At 60.3% G+C, this 17,126-nt stretch carries 13 protein-coding genes; 12 read left to right on the forward strand and 1 reads right to left on the reverse strand.

The window, feature by feature from the left end; all coding sequences use genetic code 11:
- Nucleotides 1–163: 163 nt before the first annotated feature.
- The gene (locus BM059_RS16555; RefSeq protein ID WP_139220751.1) at nucleotides 164–1,483 is read right to left on the reverse strand and encodes a TRZ/ATZ family hydrolase; all 1,320 of its coding nucleotides are present in this window, start codon (nucleotides 1,481–1,483) and stop codon (nucleotides 164–166) included.
- A 159-nt stretch (nucleotides 1,484–1,642) separates the two neighbouring features.
- On the opposite strand from BM059_RS16555, the gene mtnA reads away from it, so the two are divergent.
- From mtnA to BM059_RS16615, 12 genes are all read left to right on the forward strand, one after another.
- Nucleotides 1,643–2,719, forward strand: a complete 1,077-nt coding sequence (mtnA, locus tag BM059_RS16560) for an S-methyl-5-thioribose-1-phosphate isomerase (RefSeq protein ID WP_074940140.1) — start codon at nucleotides 1,643–1,645, stop codon at nucleotides 2,717–2,719.
- A gap of 224 nt (nucleotides 2,720–2,943) precedes the next feature.
- The gene (gyrA, locus tag BM059_RS16565; protein ID WP_074940143.1) at nucleotides 2,944–5,721 is read left to right on the forward strand and encodes a DNA gyrase subunit A; all 2,778 of its coding nucleotides are present in this window, start codon (nucleotides 2,944–2,946) and stop codon (nucleotides 5,719–5,721) included.
- Between the two features lie 127 nt (nucleotides 5,722–5,848).
- Entirely contained in the window at nucleotides 5,849–6,934 is a 1,086-nt protein-coding gene (serC, locus tag BM059_RS16570; RefSeq protein ID WP_037002361.1) for a 3-phosphoserine/phosphohydroxythreonine transaminase, read from the forward strand.
- Nucleotide 6,935: 1 nt separating this feature from the next.
- Entirely contained in the window at nucleotides 6,936–8,030 is a 1,095-nt protein-coding gene (gene pheA, locus BM059_RS16575) for a prephenate dehydratase (protein ID WP_037002359.1), read from the forward strand.
- An 18-nt stretch (nucleotides 8,031–8,048) separates the two neighbouring features.
- Nucleotides 8,049–8,627 (forward strand): adenylyl-sulfate kinase, encoded by a 579-nt coding sequence (gene cysC / locus BM059_RS16580; RefSeq protein ID WP_074940419.1) that lies wholly within the window; start codon nucleotides 8,049–8,051, stop codon nucleotides 8,625–8,627.
- 39 nt (nucleotides 8,628–8,666) lie between these two features.
- A complete protein-coding gene (gene hisC / locus BM059_RS16585; RefSeq protein ID WP_037002357.1) occupies nucleotides 8,667–9,776 on the forward strand; it encodes a histidinol-phosphate transaminase in 1,110 nt (369 codons plus the stop codon).
- Entirely contained in the window at nucleotides 9,773–12,013 is a 2,241-nt protein-coding gene (locus tag BM059_RS16590) for a bifunctional prephenate dehydrogenase/3-phosphoshikimate 1-carboxyvinyltransferase (RefSeq protein WP_074940145.1), read from the forward strand. Before hisC ends, BM059_RS16590 begins: the two co-directional genes overlap by 4 nt.
- The gene (cmk, locus tag BM059_RS16595; protein WP_037002354.1) at nucleotides 12,010–12,675 is read left to right on the forward strand and encodes a (d)CMP kinase; all 666 of its coding nucleotides are present in this window, start codon (nucleotides 12,010–12,012) and stop codon (nucleotides 12,673–12,675) included. Before BM059_RS16590 ends, cmk begins: the two co-directional genes overlap by 4 nt.
- Before the next feature lie 149 nt (nucleotides 12,676–12,824).
- Entirely contained in the window at nucleotides 12,825–14,507 is a 1,683-nt protein-coding gene (gene rpsA, locus BM059_RS16600) for a 30S ribosomal protein S1 (protein ID WP_037002352.1), read from the forward strand.
- Between the two features lie 462 nt (nucleotides 14,508–14,969).
- Nucleotides 14,970–15,599 (forward strand): acyltransferase family protein, encoded by a 630-nt coding sequence (locus tag BM059_RS16605; RefSeq protein WP_074940148.1) that lies wholly within the window; start codon nucleotides 14,970–14,972, stop codon nucleotides 15,597–15,599.
- A gap of 45 nt (nucleotides 15,600–15,644) precedes the next feature.
- Nucleotides 15,645–16,085 carry a hypothetical protein gene (locus BM059_RS25415; RefSeq protein WP_074940152.1) on the forward strand — a complete coding sequence of 147 codons (441 nt, stop codon included), beginning with the start codon at nucleotides 15,645–15,647 and terminating at the stop codon, nucleotides 16,083–16,085.
- Nucleotides 16,082–16,906, forward strand: coding sequence for an alpha/beta hydrolase family protein (locus BM059_RS16615; protein WP_074940154.1), 825 nt, complete (start codon nucleotides 16,082–16,084; stop codon nucleotides 16,904–16,906). Before BM059_RS25415 ends, BM059_RS16615 begins: the two co-directional genes overlap by 4 nt.
- Nucleotides 16,907–17,126 lie beyond the last annotated feature (220 nt).

Below are 17,126 nucleotides of genomic sequence, written 5' to 3' on the forward strand. Positions count from 1 at the left end.
CGGGCGTGGGGCGGCGCGGATTCGTTCAATGTATGTCAGTTTGTCGCAGGTGTTTGGGAATGTTGTCGTGCCCAAGGTTTATCGGCGGCTCACCTACTTCGTTGATACTCGGTCTGCCCCCTCTCCCATTTATGGGAGAGGGTTGGGGAGAGGATACGCCGTGTTATTTGCTGGCAATCCGGGTTCCCCATTCCCTGGCCTTGGCGATCAGCTCGCTTTCGTCCATACGGGTCAGGCGTCCATCGTCCAAGAGTTGCTTGCCGCCTACCCAGAGGTGTTTCACGCAGTCGCGGCCGCTGGCATAGATGAGCTGCGAGACCGGGTCGTAGATCGGTTGCTGGGCCAGGCCGGAAAGGTCGAATGCGACCACGTCGGCCAGCTTGCCCAGTTCCAGCGAGCCGGTCTGTGCTTCCAGTCCCAGTGCGCGGGCGCCGTTCAAGGTCGCCATGCGCAGGGCGCTATGCGCGTTCAGTGCGGTGGCGGAGCCGGCAACGGCCTTGGCCAGCAGGGCAGCGGTACGGGTTTCGCCGAGCAGGTCGAGGTCGTTGTTGCTGGCGGCGCCGTCGGTGCCGATGGCGACGTTGACGCCGGCTTGCCACAGGCGCTCGACCGGGCAGAAGCCGCTGGCCAGTTTCAGGTTGGACTCGGGGCAATGCACAATGCTGCAGTTATGCTCCACCAGCAGCGCCAGATCCTCATCATCGATCTGCGTCATGTGCACGGCCTGAAAGCGCGGGCCGAGCAGGCCGAGGCGGGCCAGGCGTGCCAGCGGGCGTTCACCGTGCTTGGCGACGGCCTCGGCCACTTCCTGCGCGGTTTCGTGCACGTGCATATGAATGCCGGCGTCCAGCTCATCGGCCAGTACGCGAATCTGCTCGAGCTTGTCGTCGCTGACGGTGTAGGGCGCGTGGGGGCCGAAGGCGATACGGATGCGCGGGTGCTGCTTGAGGTCATCGAACAGCTGCAGGCCCGTACGTAGGGCTTCGGCGGCATTGAGTGCGCCGGGTACCGGGAAGTCCAGCACAGGAACGGTGATTTGCGCACGCACGCCGGCGTTATGCACGCGTTCGGCGGCGGTCTGCGGGTAGAAGTACATGTCGGAGAAGCAACTGATGCCGCCCTTGATCTGTTCGGCGATGGCCAGATCGGTGCCGTCGCGGACGAAATCCTCGTCGACCCACTTACTCTCGGCAGGCCAGATATGCTCGTGCAGCCAGGTCATCAGCGGTAGGTCATCGGCAATGCCGCGTAGCAGCGTCATCGCCGCATGCCCGTGGGCGTTGATCAGCCCCGGAGCGAGCAGGCATTGTGGCAGTTCGCGCACTTCCGTTGCCGGGTGGCGCAGTGCCTCTGCACGTGGCGCGATCAGCGTGATGCGCCCGTCGCGGATGCCCAGGCCGTGATCGCGTAACACCACTCCGGCTGGCTCCACGGGCACCAGCCAGGTGGGCAGCAGCAACAGGTCGAGAGGGGCTTCGGGCATGGGGATTGTCCGTCTGGCTTGATCAGTGCAAGGAAGGCCGCCAGTGTATAGATGAACGCGCGCAGCTTGAAGTCGTCAGGGCGTGCCGGATTGTTCGGCTGGCACCTGCCGGTCTGCGTATAATCCGCGATTTTTTGGCGGTGTAGGATGGAGTGTGCGATGCGCGAGCAATTGCTGGCGGTGGAGAAGGTTCAGGCAATCGAGTGGCGCGATGGCGCGTTGTATTTGCTCGATCAGCGCCTGCTGCCGCACCGGCAGACCTGGTTGCGCTTTGATTCCGCTGCCGAGGTATCCGAGGCGATTCGCGACATGGTGGTGCGCGGTGCGCCCGCCATTGGCATCGCTGCGGCTTATGGCCTGGTGTTGGGCGCGCGTGCCCGGGCGCAAGCTGGCGCTGACTGGCGCGAGGCGCTGGAGGCTGATTTTGCCTGTCTAGAGCAGTCGCGCCCGACTGCGGTCAATCTGTTCTGGGCGCTGCAGCGCATGCGTGAGCGCCTGGTACGGCTCAAGGATGGCGATGATGCCTTGGCGCTGCTCGAAGCCGAGGCGGTCGGCATTCATGTCAGTGATCGCGAGGCCAATCTGACCATGGCGCAACTGGGCATGGAGCTGATCCGCAAGCATCAGGGCAATCCGCAGGTATTGCTGACCCACTGCAACGCCGGCGCTTTGGCCACTGGTGGTTTCGGCACGGCGCTCGGGGTGATCCGCGCGGCGCATCTGGAGGGTTTGGTCGAGCACATTTATGTCGATGAGACTCGCCCTTGGCTGCAGGGCGCCCGGTTGACCGCCTGGGAGCTAGCTGGCGATGGCGTGCCGGTCAGTCTCAATGCTGATGCGGCGGCGGCTCATCTGATGAAGACCAAGGGCATCACCTGGGTGATCGTCGGGGCAGATCGCATCACGGCCAATGGTGACGTGGCCAACAAGATCGGTACCTATCAACTGGCGGTCAACGCCATGCATCATGGTGTGCGCCTGATGGTGGTGGCGCCCAGCTCGACCATCGACATGAGCCTGGAAAGTGGCGAAGACATCCTGCTCGAAGAGCGCGATGGCCGCGAGCTGCTGGAGGTGGCAGGTCATAGCGTGGCGGCTGACGTGCATGCGGTCAACCCGGTGTTCGATGTGACGCCGGCTGATCTGGTCGACTACATCGTGACCGAGAAGGGTGTGGTCGAGCGTCCTGATAGCGCCAAGATGGCGCGGTTGATGTGCCGCAAGCGCCTGCATTGAACCTGCCGTGCGCGCGCCTTCGCGGGGTAGGTGTGTGGCACGCTTTGTGGTAATCTCCGGCAGTTTTCAAGGGGGCTGACTACAGCCGCCTTCACTGCATCGAATCGTGACATAACTCGTTGATTTGTCGTGAGTCGCTGATGGCCTGAGGCTATCGCGACGTGCTCCATGGCGTTCAGGAAGAATGACGCGGAGTTTCACCAGAAAAAGGAACCAGGCTTCTCATGGGCGAACTGGCCAAAGAAATCCTCCCGGTCAATATCGAAGACGAGCTGAAACAGTCCTACCTCGACTACGCGATGAGCGTGATCGTCGGGCGTGCGCTGCCGGATGCGCGCGATGGCTTGAAGCCGGTCCACCGTCGTGTGCTCTACGCCATGAGTGAACTGGGCAACGACTGGAACAAGCCTTACAAGAAATCCGCCCGTGTGGTCGGTGACGTGATTGGTAAGTACCACCCGCACGGCGACACGGCGGTGTACGACACCATCGTGCGGATGGCTCAGGACTTCTCCTTGCGCTACCTGCTGGTCGATGGCCAGGGCAACTTCGGCTCGGTGGACGGCGACAACGCTGCCGCCATGCGATACACCGAAGTGCGTATGACCAAGCTGGCTCATGAGCTGCTAGCCGACCTGGACAAGGAAACCGTCGACTGGGTGCCCAACTACGACGGCACCGAGCAGATCCCTGCAGTCATGCCGACCAAGGTGCCGAACCTGCTGGTCAACGGCTCCAGCGGTATCGCCGTGGGCATGGCCACCAACATTCCGCCGCACAACCTCAGCGAGGTGATCGACGGCTGTCTGGCGCTGATCGACAACGCCGATCTGACCGTCGATGACCTGATGCAATACATCCCGGGTCCGGATTTCCCCACCGCGGGCATCATCAACGGGCGCGCCGGCATCATCGAGGCCTACCGCACTGGCCGTGGTCGCATTTACGTACGCGCCCGGGTCGAGGTCGAAGACATCGACAAGGTCGGCGGTCGCCAGCAACTGGTGGTCACCGAACTGCCGTACCAGCTGAACAAGGCGCGTCTGATCGAGAAGATCGCCGAGCTGGTCAAAGAGAAGAAGATCGAAGGCATCACCGAGCTGCGTGACGAGTCCGACAAGGACGGTATGCGCGTGGTGATCGAGCTGCGTCGTGGTGAAGTGCCGGACGTAGTGCTGAACAACCTCTACGCCCAGACTCAGATGCAGAGCGTGTTCGGTATCAACGTCGTGGCGCTGGTCGACGGTCAGCCGAAGATCATGAACCTCAAGGACATGCTCGAGGTGTTCGTCCGTCACCGCCGTGAAGTGGTGACCCGGCGTACCGTATACGAGCTGCGCAAGGCGCGTGAGCGTGGGCATATCCTTGAAGGTCAGGCGGTTGCGCTGTCCAACATCGATCCGGTAATCGAGCTGATCAAGGCCTCGCCGACTCCGGCCGAAGCCAAGGAGCGCTTGATCGCCACTGCCTGGGAATCGTCCGCCGTGGAGGCCATGGTCGAGCGCGCTGGTGCTGATTCCTGCCGTCCGGAAGGGCTCGATCCGCAATATGGCTTGCGTGATGGCAAGTACTTCCTCTCGCCCGAGCAGGCCCAGGCCATCCTCGAGTTGCGTTTGCACCGCCTGACCGGTCTGGAGCACGAGAAGCTGCTGGCCGAGTACCAGGAAATCCTCAGCCTGATCGGCGAGCTGATCCACATCCTGACCAGCCCCGTGCGCCTGATGGAAGTGATCCGCGAGGAGCTGGAGAAGGTCAAGGCCGAGTTTGGCGACGCTCGTCGTACCGAAATTACCGCCTCGCGTCAGGATCTGACCATCGCTGACCTGATCACCGAGGAAGAGCGTGTTGTCACCATCTCCCACGGTGGCTACGCCAAGAGCCAGCCGCTGGCTGCCTACGAGGCCCAGCGCCGCGGTGGCAAGGGTAAGTCCGCCACTGGCGTGAAGGACGAGGACTACGTCGAGCACCTGTTGGTTGCCAACAGTCACGCCACCCTGTTGCTGTTCTCCAGCAAGGGCAAGGTGTACTGGCTGCGTACTTTCGAAATTCCCGAGGCATCGCGTGCTGCCCGTGGCCGTCCGTTGGTCAACTTGCTGCCGCTGGATGAGGGCGAGCGCATCACCGCGATGTTGCAGATCGACCTCGAAGCCCTGCAGCAGAGCGCTGGCGCCGACGAAGACCTGGACGACGAAGGCGTGCTGATCGAAGGCGAAGCCGTCGAAGTGGTCGAGGCCGAAGAAGTCGAAGAAGTCGAGGGTGAAATCCCTGAACTGGTTGCCGAGCCGACTGGTGCCTTCATCTTCATGGCCACCGCTTTCGGTACCGTGAAGAAGACCCCGCTGGTGCAGTTCAGCCGTCCGCGTAGCGCCGGTCTGATCGCCTTGAGGCTGGAAGAGGGCGACACCCTGATCGCTGCCGCCATTACCGATGGTGCCAAGGAAGTCATGCTGTTCTCCGACGCCGGCAAGGTACTGCGCTTCGCCGAGAGCAAGGTGCGTACCATGGGTCGTACCGCGCGTGGTGTGCGCGGCATGCGCCTGGGCAAGGAGCAACAACTGATCTCCATGCTGATTCCAGAGTCTGGCGCACAGATTCTCACCGCCTCCGAGCGTGGTTTCGGCAAGCGTACTGGTCTGGGCAAGTTCCCGCGTCGCGGTCGTGGCGGTCAGGGCGTGATCGCCATGGTCACCAGTGAGCGTAACGGCAAGTTGGTCGGCGCCATCCAGGTGCAGGACGGTGAGGAAATCATGCTGATTTCCGATCAGGGCACCCTGGTGCGTACCCGTGTCGACGAAGTGTCCAGTTCTGGTCGTAACACCCAGGGCGTGACCCTGATCAAGCTGGCCAAGGACGAGACCCTGGTTGGCCTGGAGCGCGTGCAGGAGCCAGCACCGATAGAAGAGGACGAACTGGCTGAAGGTGAAGAGGGCGTTGAAGTTGCTGAAAGCGCCGAAAACGCCGAAGCGCCGGTCGCCGATGCCGAGGACGGCCGCGAGGAGTGACGTCGGGCTCCGTGGGAGGGGGTTTAGCCGCGACTGTCGCTGCTGACGCGCCTCCCGCAAGCACGGCAGGCAGTGTGGACATGCCATCGCCTGGTGGTGGCGTTCTGTGAATCTGAGAGAGACAGACGTGAGCAAGCGAGCTTTTAACTTCTGCGCCGGCCCTGCCGCGCTGCCAACCGCTGTACTGCAACGTGCCCAGGCCGAGATGCTCGACTGGCAAGGCAAGGGCCTCTCGGTGATGGAGATGAGCCATCGCAGCGACGAGTACGTGGCCATCGCTAGCCAGGCCGAGCAGGACCTGCGTGATCTGCTCGCCGTGCCCAGTGACTACAAGGTGCTGTTCCTGCAAGGCGGTGCCAGCCAGCAGTTCGCCGAAATCCCGCTGAACCTGCTGCCGGAAGATGGTGTGGCGGATTACATCGAGACCGGTATCTGGTCGAAGAAGGCCATCGAAGAGGCGCGTCGTTACGGCGCCATCAACGTGGCCGCCAGTGCCAAGGCTCATGACTATTTCGCCATTCCTGGGCAGAACGACTGGCAACTGTCGAAAGACGCGGCCTACGTGCATTACTGCAGCAACGAGACCATCGGCGGCCTGCAGTTCGACTGGGTGCCGCAGGTTGGCGATACTCCGCTGGTCGTGGACATGTCCTCGGACATTCTCTCGCGTTCGCTCGATGTTTCGCAGTTCGGTCTGATCTATGCCGGTGCGCAGAAGAACATCGGTCCTAGCGGCCTGGTGGTCGTGATCGTGCGTGAAGACTTGCTCGGTCGTGCGCGCTCCAGCTGCCCGACCATGCTCGACTACAAGATCTCCGCCGATAACGGTTCGATGTACAACACCCCGGCGACCTATTCCTGGTACCTCTCCGGCCTGGTCTTCCAGTGGCTGAAGGAGCAGGGCGGCGTCGAGGCGATGGAGCGTATCAACCGCGCCAAGAAGAACCTGCTGTACAAGGCCATCGACGACAGTGATTTCTATAGCAACCCCATCGCCCACAACGCGCGCTCCTGGATGAACGTGCCGTTCCGCCTGGCCGACGAGAAGTTGGACAAAGCCTTCCTCGCCGGTGCCGATGCGCGCGGCCTGCTCAATCTGAAAGGGCATCGTTCGGTCGGCGGCATGCGTGCTTCGATCTATAACGCTGTTGGCATGGACGCGGTCGAGGCGCTGGTGGCCTACATGACCGAGTTCGAGAAGGAGCATGCCTGATATGTCCGAGCAGGAGTTGCAAGCGCTGCGGGTGCGCATCGACAACCTCGACGAGCGCATTCTCGAGCTGATCAGCGACCGCGCGCGCTGCGCCGAAGAAGTCGCGCGAGTGAAAATGAAGGAGCTGAAGGAAGGCGAGTCGCCGGTCTTCTACCGTCCTGAGCGCGAAGCCCAGGTGCTCAAGCGCGTGATGGAGCGCAACCAAGGTCCGCTGGGCAACGAGGAAATGGCGCGGCTGTTCCGCGAAATCATGTCCTCCTGCCTGGCGCTGGAAAACCCGCTGAAAGTTGCCTACCTCGGCCCTGAAGGCACCTTTAGTCAGGCCGCAGCGATGAAGCACTTCGGTCATGCGGTGATCAGCGTGCCGATGGCCGCCATCGACGAGGTGTTCCGCGAAGTGGCTGCCGGCGCGGTAAACTTCGGCGTGGTGCCAGTGGAGAACTCCACCGAAGGCGCGATCAACCACACCCTCGACAGCTTCCTCGAGCACGATATGGTCATCTGTGGTGAGGTGGAGTTGCGCATTCACCACCATCTGCTGGTGGGCGATACCACCCAGACCGACAAGATCACTCGCATCTATTCTCATGCCCAATCGCTGGCGCAGTGCCGCAAGTGGCTGGACGCGCATTACCCGAATGTCGAGCGTGTGGCGGTTTCCAGCAACGCCGACGCCGCCAAGCGGGTCAAGAGCGAGTGGAACAGTGCGGCCATCGCCGGCGACATGGCGGCCAACCTGTATGGCCTGACCAAGCTGGCCGAGAAGATCGAAGATCGCCCGGACAACTCCACGCGCTTTTTGATCATCGGTAGCCAGGAAGTGCCGCCGACTGGCGATGACAAGACTTCGATCATCGTTTCCATGCGCAACAAGCCGGGCGCGCTGCACGAGTTGCTGGTGCCTTTCCACAATAACGGCATCGACCTGACCCGCATCGAAACTCGCCCGTCGCGCAGCGGTAAGTGGACCTACGTGTTCTTCATCGACTTTGTCGGTCACCACCGCGATCCGCTGATCAAGGATGTGCTTGAGAAGCTCGCTCAGGAGGCTGTGGCGCTGAAGGTGCTGGGCTCCTATCCGAAGGCGGTGCTTTGAGTGGAGCCTGGGCTTCAGGTGCCGCTCGGCTCCTCGCTTGTAGAGTGCAATCAACGGGTACTGAGTAAGCAGCAGAAGCCTTGTGTCATCTGGTTCACGGGGTTCAGTGGCGCGGGTAAATCGACCCTGGCCGAGGCGCTGGAACGCAGCCTGCAAGCGGCGGGGCGGCATACCTATCTACTCGATGGGGATCGCCTGCGTCTCGGTCTGAATCGTGATCTGGGTTTCTCTGAGCATGGCCGGCAAGAGAATATTCGTCGTGCTGGTGAGGTGGCTGCATTGATGGTCGATGCGGGATTGGTCGTACTGGCTACGTTCATTTCACCTTTTCGTGCTGATCGTGATGCTGTGCGTCAGTTGCTCTCGGGTCGATTCATTGAAGTATTCGTCGATACGCCCCTGCATGTTTGTGAGGCTCGCGATCCGAAAGGACTCTACCGGCGCGCCCGTGCGGGTCAGATCAAGAACTTCACGGGGCTTGATTCCCCGTTCGAGGCGCCGCAGGCTGCCGAGTTGCGTTTCGATACCAGCAGTTGTTCGGTTGAAGAGGCCGTGCAGCAGATCCACGACTACCTCAGGAGCCATCATGCCCTGTGATGTGGTCAACCGTATTGCGTTAGAGAAGAGCCTCCATTCATGAGCTGCGATTTCCTAGCCCTGGCCCAGCCAGGCGTGCAAAAGCTGTCCCCCTACGTGCCAGGCAAGCCAGTCGATGAGCTGGCTCGTGAGTTGGGGCTCGATCCCGTGGGTATCGTCAAACTGGCCAGTAACGAAAACCCACTCGGCCCCAGTGCCAAGGTGCTGGCAGCGATTCGCGCCGAACTGGACGAGCTGACCCGCTACCCGGATGGCAATGGCTTCACCCTCAAGACTGCGTTGGCTGCCCGCTACGGCGTCGATGCCGCGCAGGTGACATTGGGCAACGGCTCCAACGACATTCTCGAGTTGGTCGCTCGCGCCTACCTGGCGCCTGGTCTCAATGCCGTGTTCAGCGACTACGCCTTCGCGGTTTACCCCATCGCTACCCAGGCCGTCGGCGCGCAGGGCAAGATCGTTCCGGCCAAGGATTACGGTCATGACCTGCAAGCGATGCTTGCCGCCATCGACAACAACACCCGCGTGGTCTTCATAGCCAACCCCAACAACCCGACCGGCACCTGGTTTGGCCCGGATGCGCTGGAGACGTTCCTGGCCAAGGTGCCGGAATCGGTGCTGGTGGTGCTGGACGAAGCCTATATCGAGTACGCCGAAGGCGATGAGCTGCCGGATGGCCTGGATTATCTGGCGCGTTACCCGAATCTGCTGGTTTCGCGCACCTTCTCCAAAGCCTATGGTCTGGCCTCGCTGCGTGTTGGTTACGCCATCAGCTCGCCAGCCATTGCCGATGTGCTCAATCGCGTACGCCAGCCATTCAACGTCAACAGCCTCGCGCTGGCTGCTGCCTGCGCGGCGCTGAGCGATGCCGACTACCTGGCCGAAAGTCGTCGTCTCAACGATGCCGGCATGCAGCAGCTGGAAGAGGGTTTGCGCGCCCTGGGCCTGAGCTGGATTGCCTCCAAGGCCAACTTCATCGCCGTCGATTTTGGCCGCGACACCGCTGCGATCAACCAGGCGCTGCTGCGTGAGGGGGTGATCGTGCGACCTATGGCCGGTTACCGCATGCCGAATTTCCTGCGTGTATCCATCGGCCTGCCGAAAGAGAACGCACGCTTCCTCGAGGCGTTGGCCAAGGTGCTGTCGGCGTGACTGTCACTGCAGTGCAATCGAATACCCCTAAGATCGGCCGCCTGGTGGTGGTCGGCCTCGGCCTGATCGGCGGCTCCTTCGCCAAAGGTTTGCGCGAACGCGGCCTGTGTCGGGAGGTGGTGGGGGTCGATCTGGACGCCGAATCGCGTCGCCTGGCGGTGCAGCTGGGGGTGGTCGATCGCTGCGAGAGTGATCTGGCTGCCGCCTGTCAGGGGGCAGAGGTCATTCAACTGGCAGTGCCTATCCTGGCCATGGAGAAGCTGCTCGCTCAACTGGCCAGGCTCGATCTCGGTAATGCCGTGCTGACCGATGTGGGCAGCGCCAAGGGTAATGTCGTGCGCGCGGCACGCCTGGCATTTTCCGGCAAGGCCGTGCGTCTGGTGCCAGGCCACCCCATTGCTGGCTCCGAGCAGAGCGGGGTGGAGGCGGCCAACGCGGAGCTGTTCCGGCGCCACAAGGTCATTCTCACACCGTGCGAGTACAGTGATGAGGCTGCTCTGGCGCTGGTCGAAGGCCTGTGGCGCGAGCTGGGGGCGGATGTCGAATCGATGGAAGTCGAGCATCACGATCAGGTGCTCGCTGCCACCAGTCATCTGCCGCACCTGCTGGCCTTTACCCTGGTCGACTCGCTGGCCAAGCGCAGTGAGAACCTGGAAATTTTCCGCTATGCCGCTGGCGGTTTCCGCGACTTCACGCGGATCGCTGGCAGTGACCCGGTGATGTGGCACGATATCTTCCTCGCCAACCGCGAGGCCGTGCTGCGCACACTGGATACGTTTCGCGACGACCTCGACGCCCTGCGCGACGCGGTCGACGCCGGGGATGGGCATCAACTGCTGGGCGTGTTCACGCGCGCCCGCGTTGCCCGCGAACATTTCAGCAAAATTCTGGCCCGCAGGGCCTATGTGGACGCTATGCACTCGACCGATCTGATTTTCCTGGCAAAACCTGGTAGCTCGCTGGCTGGACGTATCCGCGTACCGGGTGACAAATCCATCTCGCACCGTTCGATCATGCTGGGTTCGCTGGCTGAAGGCACTACCGAGGTCGACGGCTTTCTCGAGGGCGAAGACGCCCTGGCCACGCTGCAGGCGTTTCGCGACATGGGTGTGGTCATCGAAGGCCCGCACCACGGCCGTGTGACCATCCATGGTGTCGGTCTGCATGGTCTGAAAGCGCCGGTTGGCCCGCTGTACATGGGTAACTCCGGCACCTCCATGCGTCTGCTCTCGGGCTTGCTGGCCGCGCAGCCGTTCGACACCACGCTGACTGGTGACGCCTCGCTGTCCAAACGCCCGATGAACCGTGTGGCCAAACCGCTGCGCGAGATGGGTGCGGTGATCGAGACCGGGCCGGAAGGGCGTCCGCCGCTGACCATCAAGGGCGGTCAGCGCCTCACCGGCATGGCCTACGAAATGCCGATGGCCAGCGCCCAGGTCAAATCCTGCCTGCTGCTGGCGGGCTTGTATGCTGCCGGTAGCACCTCGGTGACCGAGCCGGCGCCGACTCGTGATCACACCGAGCGTATGCTGCGCGGTTTCGGCTACCCGGTCAGCGTCGAGGGCAGCACCGCCAGCGTCGAGTCCGGGCACAAGCTCAGCGCCACGCGTATCGAAGTGCCGGCGGATATCTCTTCGGCGGCGTTCTTCCTGGTGGCCGCTAGCATCGCTGAAGGCTCCGAGCTGGTGCTCGAGCATGTCGGCATCAACCCGACCCGTACCGGCGTGATCGACATTCTCAAACTGATGGGTGGCGATATCACCCTGGAGAACCAGCGTGAAGTCGGTGGCGAGCCAGTGGCCGACATTCGTGTGCGTGCGGCCAAGCTCAAGGGTATCGACATTCCGGAGGACCTGGTGCCGCTGGCCATCGACGAGTTCCCGGTGCTGTTTGTCGCTGCCGCCTGTGCCGAAGGTCGCACCGTGTTGCGTGGCGCCGAAGAACTGCGGGTGAAAGAGTCCGACCGCATCCAGGTCATGGCCGACGGCCTGATCTCGCTGGGCGTCAAGGCTGAGCCGACCCCTGACGGCATCATCATCGAAGGCGGCGCCATTGGCGGTGGTGAAGTCTGGGCGCATGGCGATCACCGCATTGCCATGTCCTTCAGCGTCGCTTCGCTGCGTGCCAGTGCGCCAATCCGCATCCACGACTGCGCCAACGTCGCCACGTCCTTCCCCAACTTCCTCGCCCTGGCAGCTGAAGTCGGTATCAATGTGGTCGTAGAGGGCAACGCATGAGCGCGCCGGTAATCACGGTCGACGGGCCGAGCGGGTCGGGCAAGGGCACGCTCTGTTCGCTGCTGGCCAAGCAGCTGGGCTGGAATCTGCTCGACTCCGGTGCGCTCTATCGCCTGTTGGCGTTTGCCGCCGGCAACCACGGCATCGACCTGACCAACGAAGAGTCGCTCAAGCAACTGGCTGCGCATCTGGATGTGCAGTTCATCGACAAGCGCATCATCCTCGAAGGCGAGGAGGTCACCGACGCCATCCGTAACGAGCAGGTAGGCGCGGGCGCATCGATGGTCGCCTCGCTGCCCGCCGTGCGTGAAGCGCTACTGCAGCGGCAGCGTGCATTTCAGGAAATGCCCGGCCTGGTAGCCGATGGTCGCGACATGGGCACCGTGGTGTTCGCCGACGCGCCGCTGAAGATTTTCCTGACCGCCAGCGCCGAGGAGCGTGCCCGTCGCCGTTACTTGCAGTTGAAGGCCAAGGGCGATGATGTTAATCTCGCGAGTCTTCTCGACGAGATACGGGCGCGCGACGAGCGCGATACCCAGCGCGCGGTGGCTCCGCTCAAGCCGGCAGCCGACGCGATAGTGCTGGATTCCACCGAGCTTTCCATCGAGCAGGTACTTGAGCGAATTCTGAGCGAGGTCGCTGATCGCGATCTTGCCGGGTAGAGAGTCGCAGCTGCTAGAAGCTGAAAGACTCGCAAGGAGGCATACGGGAGACCAGTCCTTGTCCCGTAGGCCTCTTTTTATATGAACGAACCCACATGGTCTGGAGTGTGGTTTGGGCGAATCCCCGCCCTTGATCAACAGGAATCAACATGAGCGAAAGCTTTGCAGAACTATTTGAAGAAAGCCTGAAAACCCTCGACATGCAGCCGGGCGCCATCATCACCGGTATCGTGGTCGACATCGACGGTGACTGGGTTACCGTCCACGCCGGTCTGAAGTCCGAGGGCGTCATCCCGCTCGACCAGTTCTTCAACGAACAAGGCGAGCTGACCATCAAGGTCGGTGACGAAGTCCACGTCGCGCTGGACGCGGTTGAAGATGGCTTCGGTGAAACCAAGCTGTCCCGCGAGAAAGCCAAGCGCGCTGAATCCTGGCTGGTTCTGGAAGCTGCGTTCAACGCTGAAGAAGTGGTCAAGGGTGTTATCAACGGTAAGGTCAAAGGCGGCTTCACCGTTGACGTCAACGGTATCCGCGCGTTCCTGCCGGGTTCCCTGGTTGACGTCCGTCCGGTGCGTGACACCACTCACCTGGAAGGCAAAGAGCTCGAGTTCAAGGTCATCAAACTGGACCAGAAGCGCAACAACGTTGTCGTTTCCCGTCGCAGCGTCCTGGAAGCCGAGAACAGCGCCGAGCGCGAAGCTCTGCTGGAATCCCTGCAGGAAGGTCAGCAAGTCAAAGGTATCGTCAAGAACCTCACCGACTACGGTGCCTTCGTGGACCTGGGCGGCGTAGACGGCCTGCTGCACATCACCGACATGGCTTGGAAGCGCATCAAGCACCCGTCCGAAATCGTCAACGTTGGCGACGAGATCGACGTCAAGGTTCTGAAGTACGATCGCGAGCGTAACCGCGTATCCCTCGGCCTGAAGCAACTGGGCGAAGACCCATGGGTTGCCATCAAGGCTCGTTACCCGGAAAACACCCGCGTTGTTGCCCGCGTCACCAACCTCACCGACTACGGCTGCTTCGCCGAGCTGGAAGAGGGCGTGGAAGGCCTGGTACACGTTTCCGAAATGGACTGGACCAACAAGAACATCCACCCGTCGAAAGTCGTTAACGTCGGCGACGAAGTGGAAGTCATGGTTCTGGACATCGACGAAGAGCGTCGTCGTATCTCCCTGGGTATCAAGCAGTGCAAGACCAACCCGTGGGAAGACTTCTCCGGTCAGTTCAACAAGGGTGACAAGATCTCCGGCACCATCAAGTCGATCACCGATTTCGGTATCTTCATTGGTCTGGACGGCGGCATCGATGGTCTGGTTCACCTGTCCGACATCTCCTGGAACGAAGCCGGCGAAGAAGCTGTGCGTCGCTTCAAGAAGGGCGACGAGCTGGAAACCGTCATCCTGTCGGTTGACCCGGAGCGCGAGCGTATCTCCCTGGGCATTAAGCAGCTGGAAGACGATCCGTTCAGCAACTACGTCTCCATCAACGACAAGGGCACCATCGTCCGTGGCGTTGTGAAAGAAGTAGACGCCAAGGGCGCCATCATCGACCTGGGCAACGAGATCGAAGCTACCCTGAAAGCCTCCGAAATCAGCCGTGACCGCGTTGAAGACGCGCGCAACGTTCTGAAAGAAGGCGACGAAGTAGAAGCGAAGATCATCAGCGTCGACCGCAAGTCCCGCGTCATCAGTCTGTCTGTCAAGTCGAAAGACGTTGAAGACGAGAAAGACGCGATGAAGGAACTGCGTAACAAACAAGACGTTGAAAGCACCGGTCCGACCACCATCGGTGATCTGCTCCGTGCTCAAATGGAAAAACAGAACTAAGTTCGGTTAATCCATCCAGAGAAAGGGCGGCCCTCGGGCCGCCCTTTTTCGTTTTTTGTCGCGCTATTTCTTGAGAACATGCACAAACGGCTCGCTTCGTGCCTATAGTCCCTGTCTGGATTATTTATTTCTGCTCGTTAACAGATTTCCATGCAGGTGGAGGCATTTTCACGTTTCGTGTGTGTGGGCGTTTTCGTGTGCACTTTGACTGGGGTTTCTGGCTCATCTCTCGCAGGCTCTTTCTTTTTCTTTTAATGCGTTTTCGAGGTCGAGATGGATGTCAGAAAACCGCCAATATTTTCGAGGCCTTTACTTTTCTGTCGCATCACTAGTTGTTGAAATTGCCGTTCTATAGCTATTTCAGCACGCCAGTTTTGAGAGCTCTATGACCTCTAAAGGGTGCGCTGCTGATCGCAAAGTGCGACCATTGCGCACCTCAACAATGGGCAGAGGTTGCTCACAGTGGTACGCATCACACGAGACCAATCCCGTCAGCTTGACTCTATCCGGGCTCTCTCTGCCCTCATCGTGCTGTTCGGTCATACAAACCAGACGTTACTGTTTCCTACGCTCCAGAAGGGCGCGACGGTCGTTGGTTATTTCACTCAGCTTTCGGTCATGGTCTTCTTTGTTCTGAGCGGCTTCCTCATCGGGAAATCGGTCTACAACAACTCAGCCAAGAACGGCGCTTTTGATATCGTGCAGTATGGTCGAGATCGAGCACTCAGACTGTACCCTCCGCTTATCGCGGCGCTGGCACTGATGGTTCTGATCGCAGCTGTAGCACCACTGTTTTTCCCATCAGGAACCCATTCTCTGCTGTCTATCCCAGGCGTCACGTTCGTGCGTTCCGAGTACACGGTAGTTGCCAAAGAACTGTTTGGTGCCCTGACATTTCTTAACGGCTTCAAAACCAATACTCCCACTGTCAACGGTCCGCTCTGGAGCTTGTCTTACGAAGCCTGGTACTACGTTTTGGCTGGTGGGCTGGCGATATGGCCCACTCGGAAATGGCTTGCGGTCGCTCTGCTGGTGCTTACCGTATTCATCACTCGCAAAGCCTCACTTTTCTACATCCTCGCTCCTGTGTGATTTGCAGGCTTTGCGCTTGCCTTCATCCATCAGAGCAAGCCAGCAATGAACAACCGCTTGTTCAGCCGACTATTCATTCTCATGACCGGCATCATGGCGATTACTGTCGTTTGGGTATGGCTGCCTGGCTCACGGCCAAAGCACGCATGGAGTGATCCGCTTAACTATTTCCGCCTGGCTTCTGGCCTATGGTTCGCGTGCTACCTAGCCATGATCATGGGCGGGGCGACCAGATTTCCGGCATGGTTCCATGGCCAGGCAAGCTATTCGTACACGCTGTACGTAATACATTTCCCAATCATGCTGTTCATTCTTGGGGTATCACAGTTATACATCTATGGCTCGCTACCAAGATCGCTGGCCATCTCTGCCCTTACCATCGCTCTCTCAATTGCGGCCGCAAAACTGATCGCGCGCTTTGCAGAGGACAAGGACGCCCTCAGAGGCGTTACCGCAAGCCTAAACAGAATGATCGTCAGAAAATGAAAAGGCTAAGCACTCTTTTCCTTGCCAGCGCGGGGATGCTCCTCCCCTTGGCCGCACACGCATACGATTTCAGCCACCAGGTGACAAAAGACGGTGTCGAATACGGCTTTCATCAAGGCGACGACAATGGGCCGCTCCTGATCGCGATCACTACGGACATCAAGGAGTCCATGACGGACGTTTACAGCCCTGTAGGGAGCCTTCTGGCAGAGCGCGGGTACAGCGTTGCCTCTATCGATGTCACCTGCCACGGAAAAGACTTACAGAAGCATGAAAAGTACGGCCTAGACTGCTGGCGAGCACGTGCAGACAGCAGCCAGACGAATATTTTTGATGACTACATGGAGCGCTTAAAGTCCGTAATCGTAGACATAGCCAGCACAAAGCGCGCGGATACCTCAAGGATCACGGCTCTAGGCGTTTCGAGAGGAGGCTACTTGGCTATGAGGTCTGCAGCCGAGGTGCAAGAGGTGGCCATAGTCATCGCTCTTGCTCCAGTGACTGATCTTTTCAAACTTCGCGAGTTTGAGGGGGCAAAGACACCTCAGCCCCTGTACTCGCTCAAGCCCTTCTATCCAGTTATAGCGACTAAGCACTTGTTCCTGCAGATCAACAACAATGATGACCGTGTCGGCACAGACCAGGCTCTATCCTTGGTTAAAGGGGTGGTGGAAGCTGGTGGCGATAACCCAGTAGATATCACCGCCATCATTACGCCTCGAAAGGGGCACTCGACTAGCGAGCATGAAGCCGCCGCGAACTGGGCTCTGAGTTCCAGAGAGTTCAACGGCGACGAGAGTCAAATCGAACCGCCGAAGTGATCTATTTCGTATCGGTGCAGATTTTTTGTTCTAAGGGTGTCTAGCAGTTTGTTTCTGTCTCGATGATTGACGTGGTCAAAGGCTTTCGCTCTGCAGGTGCGGTCTGCAAGCCGATGCTGACGTGGTAGGGGCGGTTGGGCGCTAAGTTTGCTGACTGCCTATGAAGCTTATGTGCTTTCAGTCCTACTCACGAGAGGTCCCCGCTGAGCAATGATTTCAT

Origin of the sequence: Ectopseudomonas composti (assembly GCF_900115475.1) — a bacterium.
Lineage (GTDB): Bacteria > Pseudomonadota > Gammaproteobacteria > Pseudomonadales > Pseudomonadaceae > Aquipseudomonas > Aquipseudomonas composti.

What these genes read in the sequence shown, in the direction of transcription:
- cmk (WP_037002354.1), top strand. Translation starts at nt 12,010, where the DNA reads ATGAGCGCGCCGGTAATCACGGTCGACGGGCCGAGCGGGTCGGGCAAG.
- BM059_RS16555 (WP_139220751.1), bottom strand. Translation starts at nt 1,483, where the DNA reads ATGCCCGAAGCCCCTCTCGACCTGTTGCTGCTGCCCACCTGGCTGGTG.
- pheA (WP_037002359.1), top strand. Translation starts at nt 6,936, where the DNA reads ATGTCCGAGCAGGAGTTGCAAGCGCTGCGGGTGCGCATCGACAACCTC.
- hisC (WP_037002357.1), top strand. Translation starts at nt 8,667, where the DNA reads ATGAGCTGCGATTTCCTAGCCCTGGCCCAGCCAGGCGTGCAAAAGCTG.
- rpsA (WP_037002352.1), top strand. Translation starts at nt 12,825, where the DNA reads ATGAGCGAAAGCTTTGCAGAACTATTTGAAGAAAGCCTGAAAACCCTC.
- mtnA (WP_074940140.1), top strand. Translation starts at nt 1,643, where the DNA reads ATGCGCGAGCAATTGCTGGCGGTGGAGAAGGTTCAGGCAATCGAGTGG.
- gyrA (WP_074940143.1), top strand. Translation starts at nt 2,944, where the DNA reads ATGGGCGAACTGGCCAAAGAAATCCTCCCGGTCAATATCGAAGACGAG.
- BM059_RS25415 (WP_074940152.1), top strand. Translation starts at nt 15,645, where the DNA reads ATGAACAACCGCTTGTTCAGCCGACTATTCATTCTCATGACCGGCATC.
- BM059_RS16615 (WP_074940154.1), top strand. Translation starts at nt 16,082, where the DNA reads ATGAAAAGGCTAAGCACTCTTTTCCTTGCCAGCGCGGGGATGCTCCTC.